General features: G+C 54.3%; 6 protein-coding genes. 5 read left to right on the top strand and 1 reads right to left on the bottom strand.

The features are described 5' to 3' along the window. The first annotated feature begins 14 nt into the window (after window positions 1–14). From B212_RS0126460 to B212_RS0126435, 5 genes are all read left to right on the top strand, one after another. Window positions 15–2447, top strand: a complete 2433-nt coding sequence (locus B212_RS0126460; RefSeq protein WP_019914289.1) for a hypothetical protein — start codon at window positions 15–17, stop codon at window positions 2445–2447. Window positions 2448–2586: 139 nt separating this feature from the next. Then, entirely contained in the window at window positions 2587–4008 is a 1422-nt protein-coding gene (locus B212_RS0126455; protein WP_019914288.1) for an ABC transporter substrate-binding protein, read from the top strand. 57 nt (window positions 4009–4065) lie between these two features. After that, the gene (locus tag B212_RS32525; protein WP_019914287.1) at window positions 4066–5046 is read left to right on the top strand and encodes a carbohydrate ABC transporter permease; all 981 of its coding nucleotides are present in this window, start codon (window positions 4066–4068) and stop codon (window positions 5044–5046) included. Next, window positions 5043–5921 carry a carbohydrate ABC transporter permease gene (locus tag B212_RS0126445; RefSeq protein WP_019914285.1) on the top strand — a complete coding sequence of 293 codons (879 nt, stop codon included), beginning with the start codon at window positions 5043–5045 and terminating at the stop codon, window positions 5919–5921. The genes B212_RS32525 and B212_RS0126445 overlap by 4 nt, the downstream gene beginning before the upstream one ends. An 18-nt stretch (window positions 5922–5939) precedes the next feature. Beyond that, window positions 5940–12287 carry an S-layer homology domain-containing protein gene (locus B212_RS0126435; protein ID WP_019914283.1) on the top strand — a complete coding sequence of 2116 codons (6348 nt, stop codon included), beginning with the start codon at window positions 5940–5942 and terminating at the stop codon, window positions 12285–12287. A 474-nt stretch (window positions 12288–12761) separates the two neighbouring features. On the opposite strand, the gene B212_RS0126430 is transcribed toward B212_RS0126435, so the two are convergent. After that, window positions 12762–13853 carry a helix-turn-helix transcriptional regulator gene (locus B212_RS0126430; RefSeq protein WP_019914282.1) on the bottom strand — a complete coding sequence of 364 codons (1092 nt, stop codon included), beginning with the start codon at window positions 13851–13853 and terminating at the stop codon, window positions 12762–12764. Window positions 13854–13910: the final 57 nt, after the last annotated feature.

The raw sequence follows: 13910 nt of genomic DNA, 5'->3' as shown, positions 1-13910 counted from the left end.
AGAGGTGATGGCTGATGACTATACTGAGCAATGAAAGATACAGAATTGAACTAAGCGGACGGGGAGCGATGGAGTCTCTCGTCATGCGGGACGATCCCCATGAGATGAACTGGGTGATAGATCCGGGTTATTTGCAGCAGGCCGGATATACAGATGATGAAGACAAGCTGTTCGGAGAATGGACGATGCGGTTGAACGGGCAAACCTTGCGCAGCGTTGACCTCACACCGGAAATTATACAAGAGGGCCCCTGCCACGCAACTGTAGAATTTAACGTCTCCCTGGCTGTGCTCACGGTGGTGTATACTTTGGAAGATGAGCAACTGCGGTGGGCGGTCAAACTGTCGAATCGTTCGGATGAGCCTGTCTGCATCAGCGGGCTGCACGTCTGGTTTTCACTGGCTTATGTAATGTACCGTGACGGGAATGTGCTGCGCAATATGCGCGAATCGTGCGCGGTGTTCACGCATCCTGGGGGAGATTTCGCCAAATTCGCCGCCGTCCGGCGCAGCAATGAAGGGCCGCATCTGGGCGTATACGGCATGGAAGGCAGAACGGTGACAACGGGTTCCTATTGCCGATATAGCAACCGCTTTCTTGAGCAGGTTTCACCTTCGCTGGACGGACTGCTCTACCATCGGCTGTCGCTGGTCGAGGATGGGGCTTCAATGAGCGAATCAGCCGCGGCCGATTGGATTTATGGTAGCGCTTACCAATCATTGCAGCTTGCGCCGGAACAGACGAAGGTGTGGGAATATGCCTTTGTTCCGTTCCGAGATATGGACGATTTCTACCGCCGGGGCGAGGCTCTGGGGCATCCGTGCTGGAGCTATACGCCGGTGCTGCCTAAGGGCGGGGTGTTCCAGGCTTCGCTCGACCTGCCGGATGGCCAGGCCCTGCGCGGGCTGCGGTTGTTCAGTGCGCTGGGAGGCTCGGATGCTATCCGCGAGGAGGATGTTACGGCGCAGGCGCAGGCGCTGACCGGAGCCGGGCAGAACGGCAGAGGCAGCGGGTATACGCTGTCTCTTTACCGGAGCGAGTCGGGAGAGCACAAGCTGGAGCTGGTGCTTGAGGATGGACGCCGCGATGTGCTGGTCTGGAACGTGCTGGAGCCGGTCAGCGACCTGCTCCAGCAGCGGGCGGAGTGGCTGGCCGCGAACAGCTATGAGGGTGCCGAGGCGGCGGAACGGCCCCACGCGTTCCGGCCGCTGTCCAACCAGGGCGAATCACTGGGGAAGCTGGCGTTTCTGCTGATGAACAACAGCATGACCACCCCTGTGCCGGAACAGGTAGCCAAGGCCGAGGCGGCCGCAGTGCTGGATATGAAGCTCCATTGGTTCGCGGACGGAGATTTTTCCCGGCCTCGCCCTTTATACGGAGACTTCTACCGCATCTACGACTTTGATTATATCGGCCACGTTTTCTACCTGCTGTCGCGGATGGATGGCAGGCTGCTGAAGCTGAATCCGCCCCGGGTATATTTAGGGTGGGCTGCCGAAGTCATGTGCATGCGGTTGGACCCGGATTGCCATCCCGGCCAGCGCGAGAAGGACGAGTCAAGCCTGAACGGCGTATTTATTCTCTATATCCGGGAGTTGCTGAAGGATTTGGAGACTGCGGGATTGACCGAATGGCACGGGCGGCTGCTGAAGCTGTGGGAGCGGTTTGGCCGCAGCATGGAGATCGGCGTGCAGCAATACAGCGGGGCGATTACGGAGCATTTCTACGATAATGCCGGCTTCGGCCCGACCTGTGAAACCCTGTGCCATCTAGGCATTACCGATGAAGCTTCACGTTACGGCCAGCTTATTCTGGCCAACATCGGATTCAGCAATGATTACCGGCTGCAAAATCCGGATCGCTGGTGGGAAGCGTTGTCTCCCATGATCCACTCCTTATGGGGCGGCCTTGTGGCTGCGTCGGCGCTGGTCGCTTATGAGCATTTGGGCGACCCTGAATATCTGGAAGCGGCTTACCGCTCCACGATGGCAGTGTTCAACTGCTATGACTGGAACGTGCGCTCCACGCCGCGCCGTCTTGCGCCGGGAGAAGCGGCTTCGACCTACAGCGTAGCCGCACCGAATCTGAACATGCCGGAGCTGTCGCGGAACCGGTTCGGACAATCGGTGTTCGTAGGCGCAAGCGATCCGCTGTTCGCCTCGCTGTTCTCCGGTGTGTCCGGGGATGATTGGGATATGGGCGAGGAATTGGTCGCTTATCTGCTCGGCTTCGGGACAACGGCTTACCTGTACCGGGATGGCAGCGGTCAGATGCGCTGCGTCAACGGGTTCATTACTGAAGAGGAGAACGGCTGGATTGTGACAAGCTATGCGGCCTATCCGTCAAGAGTTCTGCTGCTTGAGGACAAGCTGGAATTCCGCGCTCCCCAAGGAACGCTGCAGCCCCGCGTCCGGCTTCAGGGCGGACGGTTCAGCCCCTGCCCGTAAAGGGATTTGTTGCTTGTATCCCGCCTCCGTATGCGCCGGGGGGACATCCGGTTTATGCAGATTTTTGTTGCTTTTAAGTTAAACGATTAAACTCGTTTGGCTTGAAATAAATAGCTTTGACAAAAGGGAGGAAACAAACATGAAGGTTGGCAAACGTAATCTGGTTTTGTCTCTTGCACTGACGATGGCGCTCTCCGCGCTGGCGGGCTGTTCGGGCAATTCGAACAACTCGGGCAATGCCACAAATGCCGCAACAGACGCCCCGAAGGCATCGGAAGCGGCGGCAGACAACAAGGATGCGTCCGCGAAGGACGTTACCCTGGAACTGCTGTATTGGGGAGACGATGTGCAGAAGAAGCTGGTTGAAGCAGCCGCAGAGAAATATACGGCCGATACCGGAGTCAAAATCAATGCGCAGGTGCTGCCGGCGGACGGTACCTTCGACACCTTTATCCAGACCCGGCTGCAATCCGGTGAGCTGCCGGACATCAGCTACATGGGTGAAGGCGACATTCAAAAGTACAATGAAATGGGCATTCTCGCGGATATCTCCGATCTGCTGAAGGATGGAAGCATCCCTGAGAAGCTCCCGGCGATTACGATTCATTCTCCCGAACAAAAGGTAATCGGTGTGGGTCTCTCCAACCAAATGGAGCTGTTGTTCTACAGCAAATCCAAATTTGACGAAGCCGGTATTGCTTACCCTCCTACCAAAGTCGAAAACGCCTGGGATTGGGATACTTTTGTAGCCAACGCCAAGAAGCTGACTAAAGATTCGAAGGGTAAGACGGCTGCCGATGCCGGGTTCGATGCTTCGCTGACCGAGAATTATGGCCTGGGCTTCACTGCCGGCCGTGAATTCCATCATTTCTGGGCAGCCAATGCGAACGGCGGCGGTATTGTATCGCCGGACGGCAAGGAGTTCCAATGGGATTCACCGAAGAGCGTAGAGGGCATTCAGAAGCTGGCCGATCTGGTCAATAAGGATAAGGTAGCTTCGCCATTCACCTACACCTGGAGCACGGGAATTGGCTCCGCTGTGGACGCACTCAGCGGCGGATATGCCATGGCAATCAGCGGTTCCTGGGATTTGGCTAACATCAAAGGCAATGAGGACATCGGGGTTGGCGTGCTGCCGAAAATGGAGAAAGCGGTAACAATGAACGCTGGCGCTCCGCTGGTGGTGTATAACACCTCGAAGCATATCGAAGAGGCCAAGAAATTCTACGCCTACATGGTTAGCCCTGAGAACAGCCTGGAGCTGCTGAAGAGCGGGGCATGGCTGCCGAATCAGGCGGACTGGTACACCGATCCTGCCCTGGTAGACAAGTGGACTGCCGATCTGCCGGAAAGCGCCAAAGAAACGATTCTCAGCTACTCCACCACCAAGGATGCCATCGTGCAATGGCCTGCGTATTATGTTCCGGCCTACCTGAAGATGAATACGGAATATGAGAAATCCATCGACCAGGCGTTGTCCGGCAAGAAGAGCGTCAAGGAAATTTACGATTCGATCATGCCTGCGATCAAGAAGCTGTGGGAAAGCGGCAAAGTGTCCTAGAACTGATATCACTATTACAAAAGTATAAAGCTTTTATTTGAAAAGAGGGCTGTGCTTATGAACCCAGAGAGCAAAACCGGTGTGGCACCCGTCTATGTCAAGAAACACGCCAAAGGCGCCACCAAGGAGGCGGTTGCCGGATATTTGTTTGCAGCACCCGCCATTATCGGATTTTTGGTGCTGACGCTGTACCCGATGCTGGCCAGCTTATTTTACAGTTTTCATAAAATTACGATTTTGAGCGGAAGTCAGGTAATGGACTGGATCGGGCTGGATAACTACAGATATATCTTCAGCAATCCCAGCTCCGAATTCAAAAAGTCGATAACGGTAACCTTGATCTACGCGTTTGTCAATGTGGTGCTTGTTATCGTCTTTTGCCTGATCGTCGCGCTGTTGTTGAACCACAAGTTTATCGGCAGAAATATGCTGCGGGCCATCTTCTTTCTGCCGTCCGTGGTGCCGATGCTGGCGACTACGATTGTGTGGCAAATGCTGCTGCAAAATCAGGCCAAAGGCGGACTTGTCAACTGGCTTTTGCTGCAGATGGGAATAGCGCCCGTAGAGTTTCTGACGGACCCGATCCGGATTTTCGAGACCCTGTTCATCATGAGCCTGTGGACCTGCGGCGGGACGATTGTTGTCTTCATCGCCACACTGCAGGATGTTCCCGGCGAACTGCTGGAGGCCATAGAGATGGACGGCGGCAATGCGTGGCATAAATTCTTGAAGGTGACTTACCCGACGATCAAGCCGGTGCTTTTCTTCCAGTTGATTATGTGCATGATGACTTCCATCCAGATTTATACCCAGAGCGTGGTGCTGTCGAGAAACGGCGCGCCTGACAGGATGACCTATTTCATCAACGTTATGATCTATGACCATTCCTTTGTCCAAGTGGGCATGCGCGGGCTGGCGTCCGCCGAGGCCTGGGTCGTCTTCCTGATTACGATGGTTATTACCGGCGTATTGTTCTACTTCCAGGGTGCGCTTAAGCGGGACGATTCAATGGGCAAAAGAAAGAAGGTGAGATCATGACAGCAACGGCAACTATGAAATACTCCAGCATTAAGCGGGCAAAAAGCAGAAGCAAAGCTATTCACGCTGCGCTCATTACGCTGTCCTGCCTGCTTGCGGTTGTCTTCGCTTTCCCGCTGTACTGGCTACTGCGCGGAGCTTTTGTCAGCCATTCGGAGATTCTGGCGCGTCCGCCCGTGTTCTTCCCGGAGCAACTGAATGCGGACAACTTCAAGCTGGGGCTGGAGCGCATTCAATTCTGGCGGCAGCTCTGGAACTCGGTGTCCATTGTCGTTCCTTACGTGATCGGCACCGTGCTTACGACAAGCTTCGCCGGTTATGCCTTTGCCAAGCTGAAGTTCCCGCTGCGCGGGATGTGGTTCGTGCTTGTCATCAGCAGCATGATGCTGCCGAGCGCTGTAACCCTGCTGCCGCAATTCTCGCTGTACACTTCGCTTGGACTGGCCGGCAAGCCGGCGCTGATCATTCCCGCCTTTTTCTGTGCGGGCGGTAATGCGTACTTTGTCTTTCTGCTGCGGCAATTCTTCATGACCATTCCCGGCGAATTAAGCGAGGCGGCCAAAATTGACGGCGCGGGCCATTTCCGCATCTATTCCCGCATTATGCTGCCGCTGATTCGCCCGGCGATGATTGTTGTCGCACTGTTCAGCTTCATTAACTGCTGGAATGAATTTTTCTACACGATGATTTATTTGAAGACGGAAGCCGACTACACCCTGCCGATGGGTCTCTACATCGTCAACGGGATGCGGATTCCGAACTATGAACAGGTCATGGCGCTTGCACTGGTTGTTACGGCTCCCTGCCTGGTGTTTTTCCTGATCGGCAACAAATATTTTGTGGAAGGTATTACGTTGACGGGGATTAAAGGTTAGAGAGGAGACAAAGCAAAGATGGCAACGAAGAAATGGACTCGAAAGATTTGGGTAGCAGCCTTGTGTACGGCCGTTACTCTGAATGCCGGCATTGTGCCGGCATCGGCGAACTATACGACGGATTTTGTGCATAAGGGTGTAGGTACGGATTATGGTCCGGCGAAGTGGAAGGACGGCAATAAGATCGCCAAGCAGCCGGTGGATTTCAGCCAGGAGACCATCGGCCAGATGCTGCAGAACATTCAGGATTTTGATTTTGCCAAGTTCGCCAAAGACAATGCCGACCTGCCGTGGCTCGATTCACTGCTGGTCAACAACGGCGTCATTCCCGATGATAATACCGGTGACGACAGCAGCGCCAATATGCTGTTCAGCCGCGGCAGCGCCCTGTACATGAAGACACAGGACAATTCGCAGCTTGGTTTTGTCGGTACGGTGCATTATGCGGATACGCTCAACAAGGATACGATGTACAACATCTCCCTGTCGACCGGCGGGGTGGATGAGGTCAAGGACAAACGCAAAAATTATCCCAGCCACGAGGAGCAGACCTACAGCAGCGGCGGGCTGGAAATCAACCAGCGCAAATTCATTTCCGCCTACAACAGCGCCGTTACCCTGCTGAAGCTTACCAATAAGGGCAGCCAGCCGGTCACGGTAACGATGACGGTCAAATCGCCATTTGTCTCCAAGGCGGAAGGCGATGAGCTTATTGGCAATCGGGTTGCTGCTCCGATTATGGTCGGACGGGCCGGTGAAAAATATGTGGAAGCGATGTCCTATGTCGATGTTCACTTAAGCGGGGACGGCATGAGTCCTGCGGGCAACGATCTCGTCAAGGAGATTACCGTTCCGGCAGGCGGATCGGTGGACCAGAAGGTCGTTATGGGCTGGCTGGCCGAGGAGATACCCGCCTCGAAGACGCAGTACGCCGATTTTAAAGCAGCCAATAATGAAAAGGCTTTCTCGGATCAGGTCAAGCAATACAACGAGTGGTGGGCGCAAAACATTCCTTACATTGATGTTCCTGACGAGAATGTAAAGAAGGTGCTCTACTATCGCTGGTGGAGCAACCGCTACAATCTGCTGGAGGCCAACATTCCCGGCAATGACTGGCAGTTCCCGATGAATATGGAAGGGGTGCTCGGCTATAACAACGGCATCACGGTCAGCGTGCCTTGGGCGATGCAGGATTTGAAATGGCTGCGCGACCCCTCCTATGCTTACGGTACATGGCTGGCCCAAGGCGAATACTCCGAGAACGCCAACTATAAGAACAACCCCGGACGGCCTAATATCTGGACCTGGGATATGATGCAGAACTCGTCGCAGGTAGGCTGGGAAGCCTACAAAATCTACGGCGGCGGGGATAAGGTGCTGAAGAAATTTGCGGATTTCTCGGCGAATGATGTAACCGGCACGCTGGCTCATTTCAAGGGCACAGACCCCGATCTGGTCTACTATAACCACGGGCCGATTACCGGCAACGACGGCGATACGGTCTCGATGCACTGGAAAGGCGGCGGCAACTATGCCCGTCTGGACGGTTCATCCACGGAGTATGCCAATGCAGTAGCCGCGCAGCAAATGTATGAGCAGCTCGGCGATACGGCAAAAGCCGCACAGATGAAGGACATTGCCGGTAAAATCCAGCAGGCTATTTTAACGAATATGTGGTACGACAATAAGGACTTTGACGGCGACGGTAAAGCGGATACCAACGGAGACGGCAGCTTTTTGCATAAAAAAGTGGAAGGCAGCAAGGATGTATTCGATCCGTGGCGCGACAACAACATGTTCGTGTTCAATTTTGGCGTGGTGCCAAAGGCAGGGGAGAAAGGGTATGAATCCAAGTATCTGACCCAACTGTATGATTACGCTGATCCGGATTACTATCCGATCTTCCCTTTCTTCACTGCTGATCAGAACAGCATTATGAAGCGGGTGGATGCGTTCAAGAACGGCGAGACGGATGCCTTCGGCACCGACCAGTTCGCCTGGTGCAACTTCGGCAATTATATCAATACCATTCGCGCTTCGCTGCGTTATTACCCGGTGAACAACATCAACAGCGACACCTATAAAACACTGTTCGACTGGGGCGCATGGCTGCACACTGTGAATCCGGGCAATACGGATTATCTGGATTCCAATGAGTTCTTCTGGCTGCAGGATTATTTCTTCGGTACGCCTTGGACCAAGGACAACCCGCCGAACCCGAGCGGCAAAATGGTGCGGGCGTGGATTCACCACGATACGCTGGGCATGATGAATTACACGGTTATGGAGGATATGGCCGGATTGCAGCCGAGAACGGATGATAAAATCGAGCTGTGGCCGATCAATGTAAAATATGACCACTTCGCAGTGGACAATGTGCGTTATCATGATGCCAACCTGTCGATTGTCTGGCAGGACCCGGCTAAGTATACCGACAGCAATGCTTACTACAAAGGTATTCCGGCCGGTTATTCACTCTTCATTAATGGCGAACTTGTGATGACCACTAACGAAATGTCGCATATCATTTTTGATACGGCTACAGGCAAAGTAGAGAAACCATCGGGTGATGTTAAGGGCGCTGTAGGCGATAACTCGAAGACCCAGGTCTTATTTGAAAAAGGTAGCGCTGTCAAACTGGCCGCAGCCGATGACACTTCGCTGGCTGGCAATGCAAAAGCGGTTGATATGTTCAACAAAGCCGGCGTTGACGTTGTGCACAGCGGCGAGAATCTGGCGCTTGCGGCTGGAACTACTGTTGAATCCAGCTATATCAAGAGCGGCTCGGATGTGAAAAATCTGGCCGACGGCTCAACGATTGCTTCCATCAATCATACGTCCAATACGGCTTTGTTCGGCGGCTCGCCGAATCCGTCCGATACGGTGACCTTCAAGTTCGACAGCACTCATAAGGTAGATAATGTGAAGGTCTACTTCTACAATGACCGGCGTCCTAACGGCTATGACGCTCCGCAGACGTTCGGCGTGGAATATCTCGATGCTGACGGCTCGACCTGGAAGCCGGTAGACGGGCAGTTCCGTTACCCGGATTATGTAACCTCCAACTACAACAATGTGGAGTTCAATGCGGTGGATACGGCAGCAATTCGCGTCAATTTCACCCATGCCTCAGGTTTTGCAACCGGTATCAAGGAAATTCAGATTTACAATAATAATCTGAAGGTTACGCCTGCGGCCAATCGTGCGCCGAAGGTGATGCTGGAAACGCCGGTGAAGGTGGAGCAGGACGCTCCGCTGACCCTTGTGCCGACAATTCAGGATGACGGCCTGCCAAGCGGCAAGCTGACCTATCAGTGGAAGCTTGTCTCTGGCGAAGGCCAGGTCGAAGCGCCTGATCTGGATCAGGCTGTGCTCCAAGCGACATTCAGGACGGTAGGCGAATACAAATTCGAGCTTAGCGTCAGCGACGGTGATCAGGTTACCAAGGTCGATGTGCCGGTTACCGTATTCGTAGCTACCGCCGAGCTGTCCGACATGATCGCGAAGTTCGCGGATCGGAATTCGGCGCAGGGACCACTTGTGCGGAATCAGGCCGACTTTACGCCTGAATCGTGGCGGGGGCTGCAAACTGCGCTGACTGCGGCCAAGGCGCTGCTTGCCAAAGACAAATACACCCTGGAGGAAGTACAGACCACAACGGATGGGCTGCGCTCGGCCATAGACAATCTGCGCTATAGAAATGCGGCCCTGCTGGCAACGCCAAGCGCTTCGTATACTTCAGCTTGGGAGAACGTGTACGCGGTGAATGACGGCTATATCCCGCTTATTTCAAATGCTCTTGGCGACAAGGACATTGAAACCCAATATGGAAACTGGGGCGGTCCCGGCAGCAGCCACTGGGTGCAATACTCGTGGAAACGTCCGGTGACGCTCTCCGGCAGCTCGCTGTATTTCTTCGATGATGGCGGCGGAGTAGTTGTTCCTTCCGACTACAGCTTCGAATATTGGGACAGTGCGGCGGGTAAATTCGTACCGGTCAGCGGTCTGAGCGAGAAGAAGATGGCGAAGGATTCCTTCAACGAGGTCACCTTTGACGAGATTACGACTGACAAGCTGCGGCTGACGATGGTGAAGCAAGGCGGCTCCTATACCGGACTTAAGGAATGGCGCGCTATTTCGGCCAAGGCTGGCGGGGAAGAGCCGATTCCGGCCGATCACGGAGCAATTGCAGCCATTGAGCCGGTCTCGGTCAATACAACCGTGAATGTGATGCCGGTTCTGCCTGCCAAAGTGACCGTGACCTATGCGGACAAAACAAGAGGCCAGGCAAGCGTGGTATGGGATGAAATCCCAGCGAACAAGCTGACCATTGCCACCGACTTTGTTATTCTGGGCAAGGTGGAAGGAAGCGAGCTGCGGGCAAGCTGCCGCATCTACGTCAAGTATGACAAGAGTCGTCTGAAAACAGCGATTGATACAGCCGCCGACCCGGCGGTGAACGAAGACAACTACAGCGCAACGCCGGAACAGTGGGAAGCGCTGCATGCTGCTCTGCTGACCGCGACAGAGGTCTACAAGAGTGACTCGTCCACCGAAGGCGATATTGATACGGCTTACAAAGCGTTGAAGAACGCTTTTGAAGCGCTCAAGCCGGTGGAGGAGCACAATGCTTCCATCAGCGGCATTACGATTGCGGGCGGTTCGGTAGATCAGGTAGCGCAGGAAATTATTGTGCCTGAAACTACGACCCTGAAGCAGTTGAATGAGGGATTAACTGTACGGGCTGGAGTTACCTTTGCCGTCTATGAAGCAGATGCCGTCACTTTGGCAACGGATTTGAAGACAGGCTACAAAGTGAAGGTAACGGCTGCCGACCAGACTACAACGCGTACCTATACGCTGACGCTTGTAGCTGTGCAATCGCCGATAAATACCAGTCTGTTGGAGGAAAAGCTTAAAGAAGCGAAAGCTTTGAAGCAGGCGCTGTATACCGAAGCGAGCTGGAAGGCTCTCGCAGAGGCTATAAGCCAAGCTTCGCTGCTGCTGGAGAGCGGTTCCGCTACGCAGGCGGATATTGATGCGGCGCTAAGCGGGCTGACGTCGGCAATTAGCGGATTGAAGCTGCTTCCGTCAGCAACGCCGACACCATCGCCATCAACGACACCAACGGCTACGCCGTACGTTCCATCGTCCGGTTCCAGCACTACACCGCAGCCAAGCCCTAGCGCGGCCGCAACGCCTGCTGCTGTAAGCAAAGGCAGTATCGCCGTGCAGCCGGTGGTGCTGGCGGATGGAACGGTTAAGGCGCAGGTAACCGCCGGTGATATCGAAGCTGCCGCCAAGGACATCAAAGACGGCACGTTGACAATCACCGTTAAAGCGGCGGCGGATGTGAAGCAAGTGGCGGTAGAGCTTCCGCTGCAAGCGCTGGCCGCAGCGAAAGCGGTGACTACGCTGAAGCTTGAAACTGGCTCGGCGAATGTAATTCTGCCGCAGAGCTTCCTGAAATCGTACACGGGTAACAGCGGCCTTGCGCTGCTCGTGAAAGCTGTGGACGCTGCGGGCCTGCCAGCGCAAGCGGGCGCGGTCAAGGGAGCGGGCGCGGTCAGCGATATTACGCTGAGCGTTGACGGAGCGGCGCTTCCGGCTGCCGCGCTGCAAGCGAAGGGCATCAAGCTGGCGCTGCCGTATGTGCTGAAGGCTGGCGACAAAGGCCATCAAGTGGTCGCCTACACGCTGAATGATGCCGGAGCAGCCAAAATTGTAGCTGGCGGCAAGTACAATGCCGCCACCGGAATGTTTGAATTCAGCATGAAGCATAACGGAACCTATGCGATTCTCTGCCCGAACGTTGCCTTTACCGATGTAGGTAACGTGGGCTGGGCAGCGGACAGCATTGAAGCATTGGCCGCCAGAGGGGCTATCCAGGGAACGGAGGCAGGTGCGTTCAAGCCGGGGGCCAACGTGACCCGTGCGGAATTCATCAAGATTCTGATGAATGCGTTCGATCTGCTGGATGAGACGGCTGTTCCTGCATTCAGCGATGTGAAATCGGGAGCCTGGTACACCGGCCCGATTGCCAGCGCACAAAAGCTGGGCATTGTGAAAGGAAAAGCCGACGGCTCCTTCGGGGTCAATGAGCAAATTACCCGCCAGGAAATGGCCGTAATGATCTACCGCCTCGCAGGTATCGTGAATGCTCCATTGAAGGGTGAAGCCGGAGCGGCAGCCACTTCGTTCACCGACCTGAAGCAATTGCCGCAGGATGCCGCCGAAGCTGTGGAAGCGGTGCGCAGCGGCGGGCTGATCAACGGCATGCCGGATGGACGTTTTGTCCCTGAAGGACAAGCTACCCGGGCGCAAGCAGCCGCTGTCATCTACCGGCTGCTGAGTCAAGCCGAGTAAGCGGCCTGCTGGGGCTGGAAGTCGGACATGCCGGGATTGCAACAGTACCCGGCATGTCCAATCCATCCACACATACCCGGCTTACCAGTATGCTTGGCGAGCATAAGCAAATCTGAAACCAACGAAACGGCTGCCTCCAGCAGATTTTTCTGCTAGTGAGGCAGCCGTTTTTATTTTTTGAAACAATGAAAATGGTTAGAATCTGGAAGTCCTAATACAAATAAGAGGAAAAAGCCCCGCTACTTCGTATGAAAGCCCCAATATTCAAGAGTTAAGGGGAATTCTTCCCTGTATAATCGTCTAAACTGCCACGTAATGGGTGATCGACCCAATTTAGAGGGATTATTTCCTGCTCTTTTTCTAAAGCGTTTGTTCCCTCCTATAATAGAGGGCGATTTTCCCGCTATATAAGTGAACTTTAGATTTTCATTTATGATTTCTAAGTTCAGTTTGTATAGTTTGGTGTTCGCTCCTTTAGCTTTGATGCAGTGACAGCGTGTATTGTGAGTTTAGCTGCGAAATAAGCTCTCTGCGGCTGCTGACGCCCGCTTTGGCGAAGATGGATTTCAGGTGGTCCTGTACCGTATATGCAGAGATGTGGAGGCTTTGGGCAAGCTCCTTGGTCGATTTTCCTGTTAGCAGATGGTCAACGATTTCTTTCTCGCGTTCGGTAAGGCCGTATGCCTCTGTAATCAGGGGAAGCAGGTCTGAAGGTTTGGCCTTCGTAAAAGAAACCGCAAGCTGAATAAGGCCGGAAGGTCCCTCAAGCTTGCTGGCTGTAAGTGTCAGGAATTGTCCTTCCTCGGCACGGTAACACAGCTTGGCTGCCGGGAGACCACGGGCTGGAAGCTTCTCCTCCGCTAACGCTCTTAAGCTCACCGCCCGAATCGGGCCGGGCAAGGCCTGCTGTGTCTGACGCTCCATGAGCTGCAGCTTGTTCAGCCAGTATTTGCCCCCGGCATTAAGGCTTACTGGATCGAGCTGCTCGTTAAGTACAATAATACCTTCCTCCACAGGCTGCTCAGGTTCAGACCCGAGAACAGGCATCCGGCTTAACGCCTTTGCTTTTAACTGGCTGGCTATTAAAGGGCCAATCTCGTTTATCAGTGTGATTTCCTCCGGCCGAAAAGGGCCAAGCTCCTTCTTGCGGAACAGGGTCAGAAACCCCCAGGCAGCCTCTCCGGTCTTAAGCACCGCCCTCAGCTCGTCACCAAAGCCCGCCTTGTGAAGCACCTCGCGGTAACGAAGACTGCGCATCGGCTGTCCGGCGGTTGCCTCCCACAAGGACCCTGCCGGAACCGGAGCATCTGCCAGTTCGGTGAACTTGTTGTAGTCGTCGTGCAGATATTCATTATCGAGAAGATGGCCATGAATGGCTTCAAGCCCCTGTTCAGTCATAGCGCCCGTAGTGAGCATGGTTAAGGGATCGACAGTCGTACAGCAAGCCGCATCAAAGGGCAGTACAGTTCTTAGCCTTGTTAACATGATCTCTCTGTACATCAAGGATGACAGCCCCTGATCCAGCTCTTCAAGAAGTCTAGTAATCGTAATAGATGCTTCTTTCATGATCCGGCCCCTTCTAAAATCCCATAAATGTGGGATGGTGTATTTGCTGCCCAGTCC

The sequence above is a fragment of the Paenibacillus sp. HW567 genome, from assembly GCF_000374185.1.
In the GTDB taxonomy this organism is placed as follows: domain Bacteria; phylum Bacillota; class Bacilli; order Paenibacillales; family Paenibacillaceae; genus Paenibacillus_AQ.
This window is presented reverse-complemented; position numbering and strand designations above follow the sequence as displayed.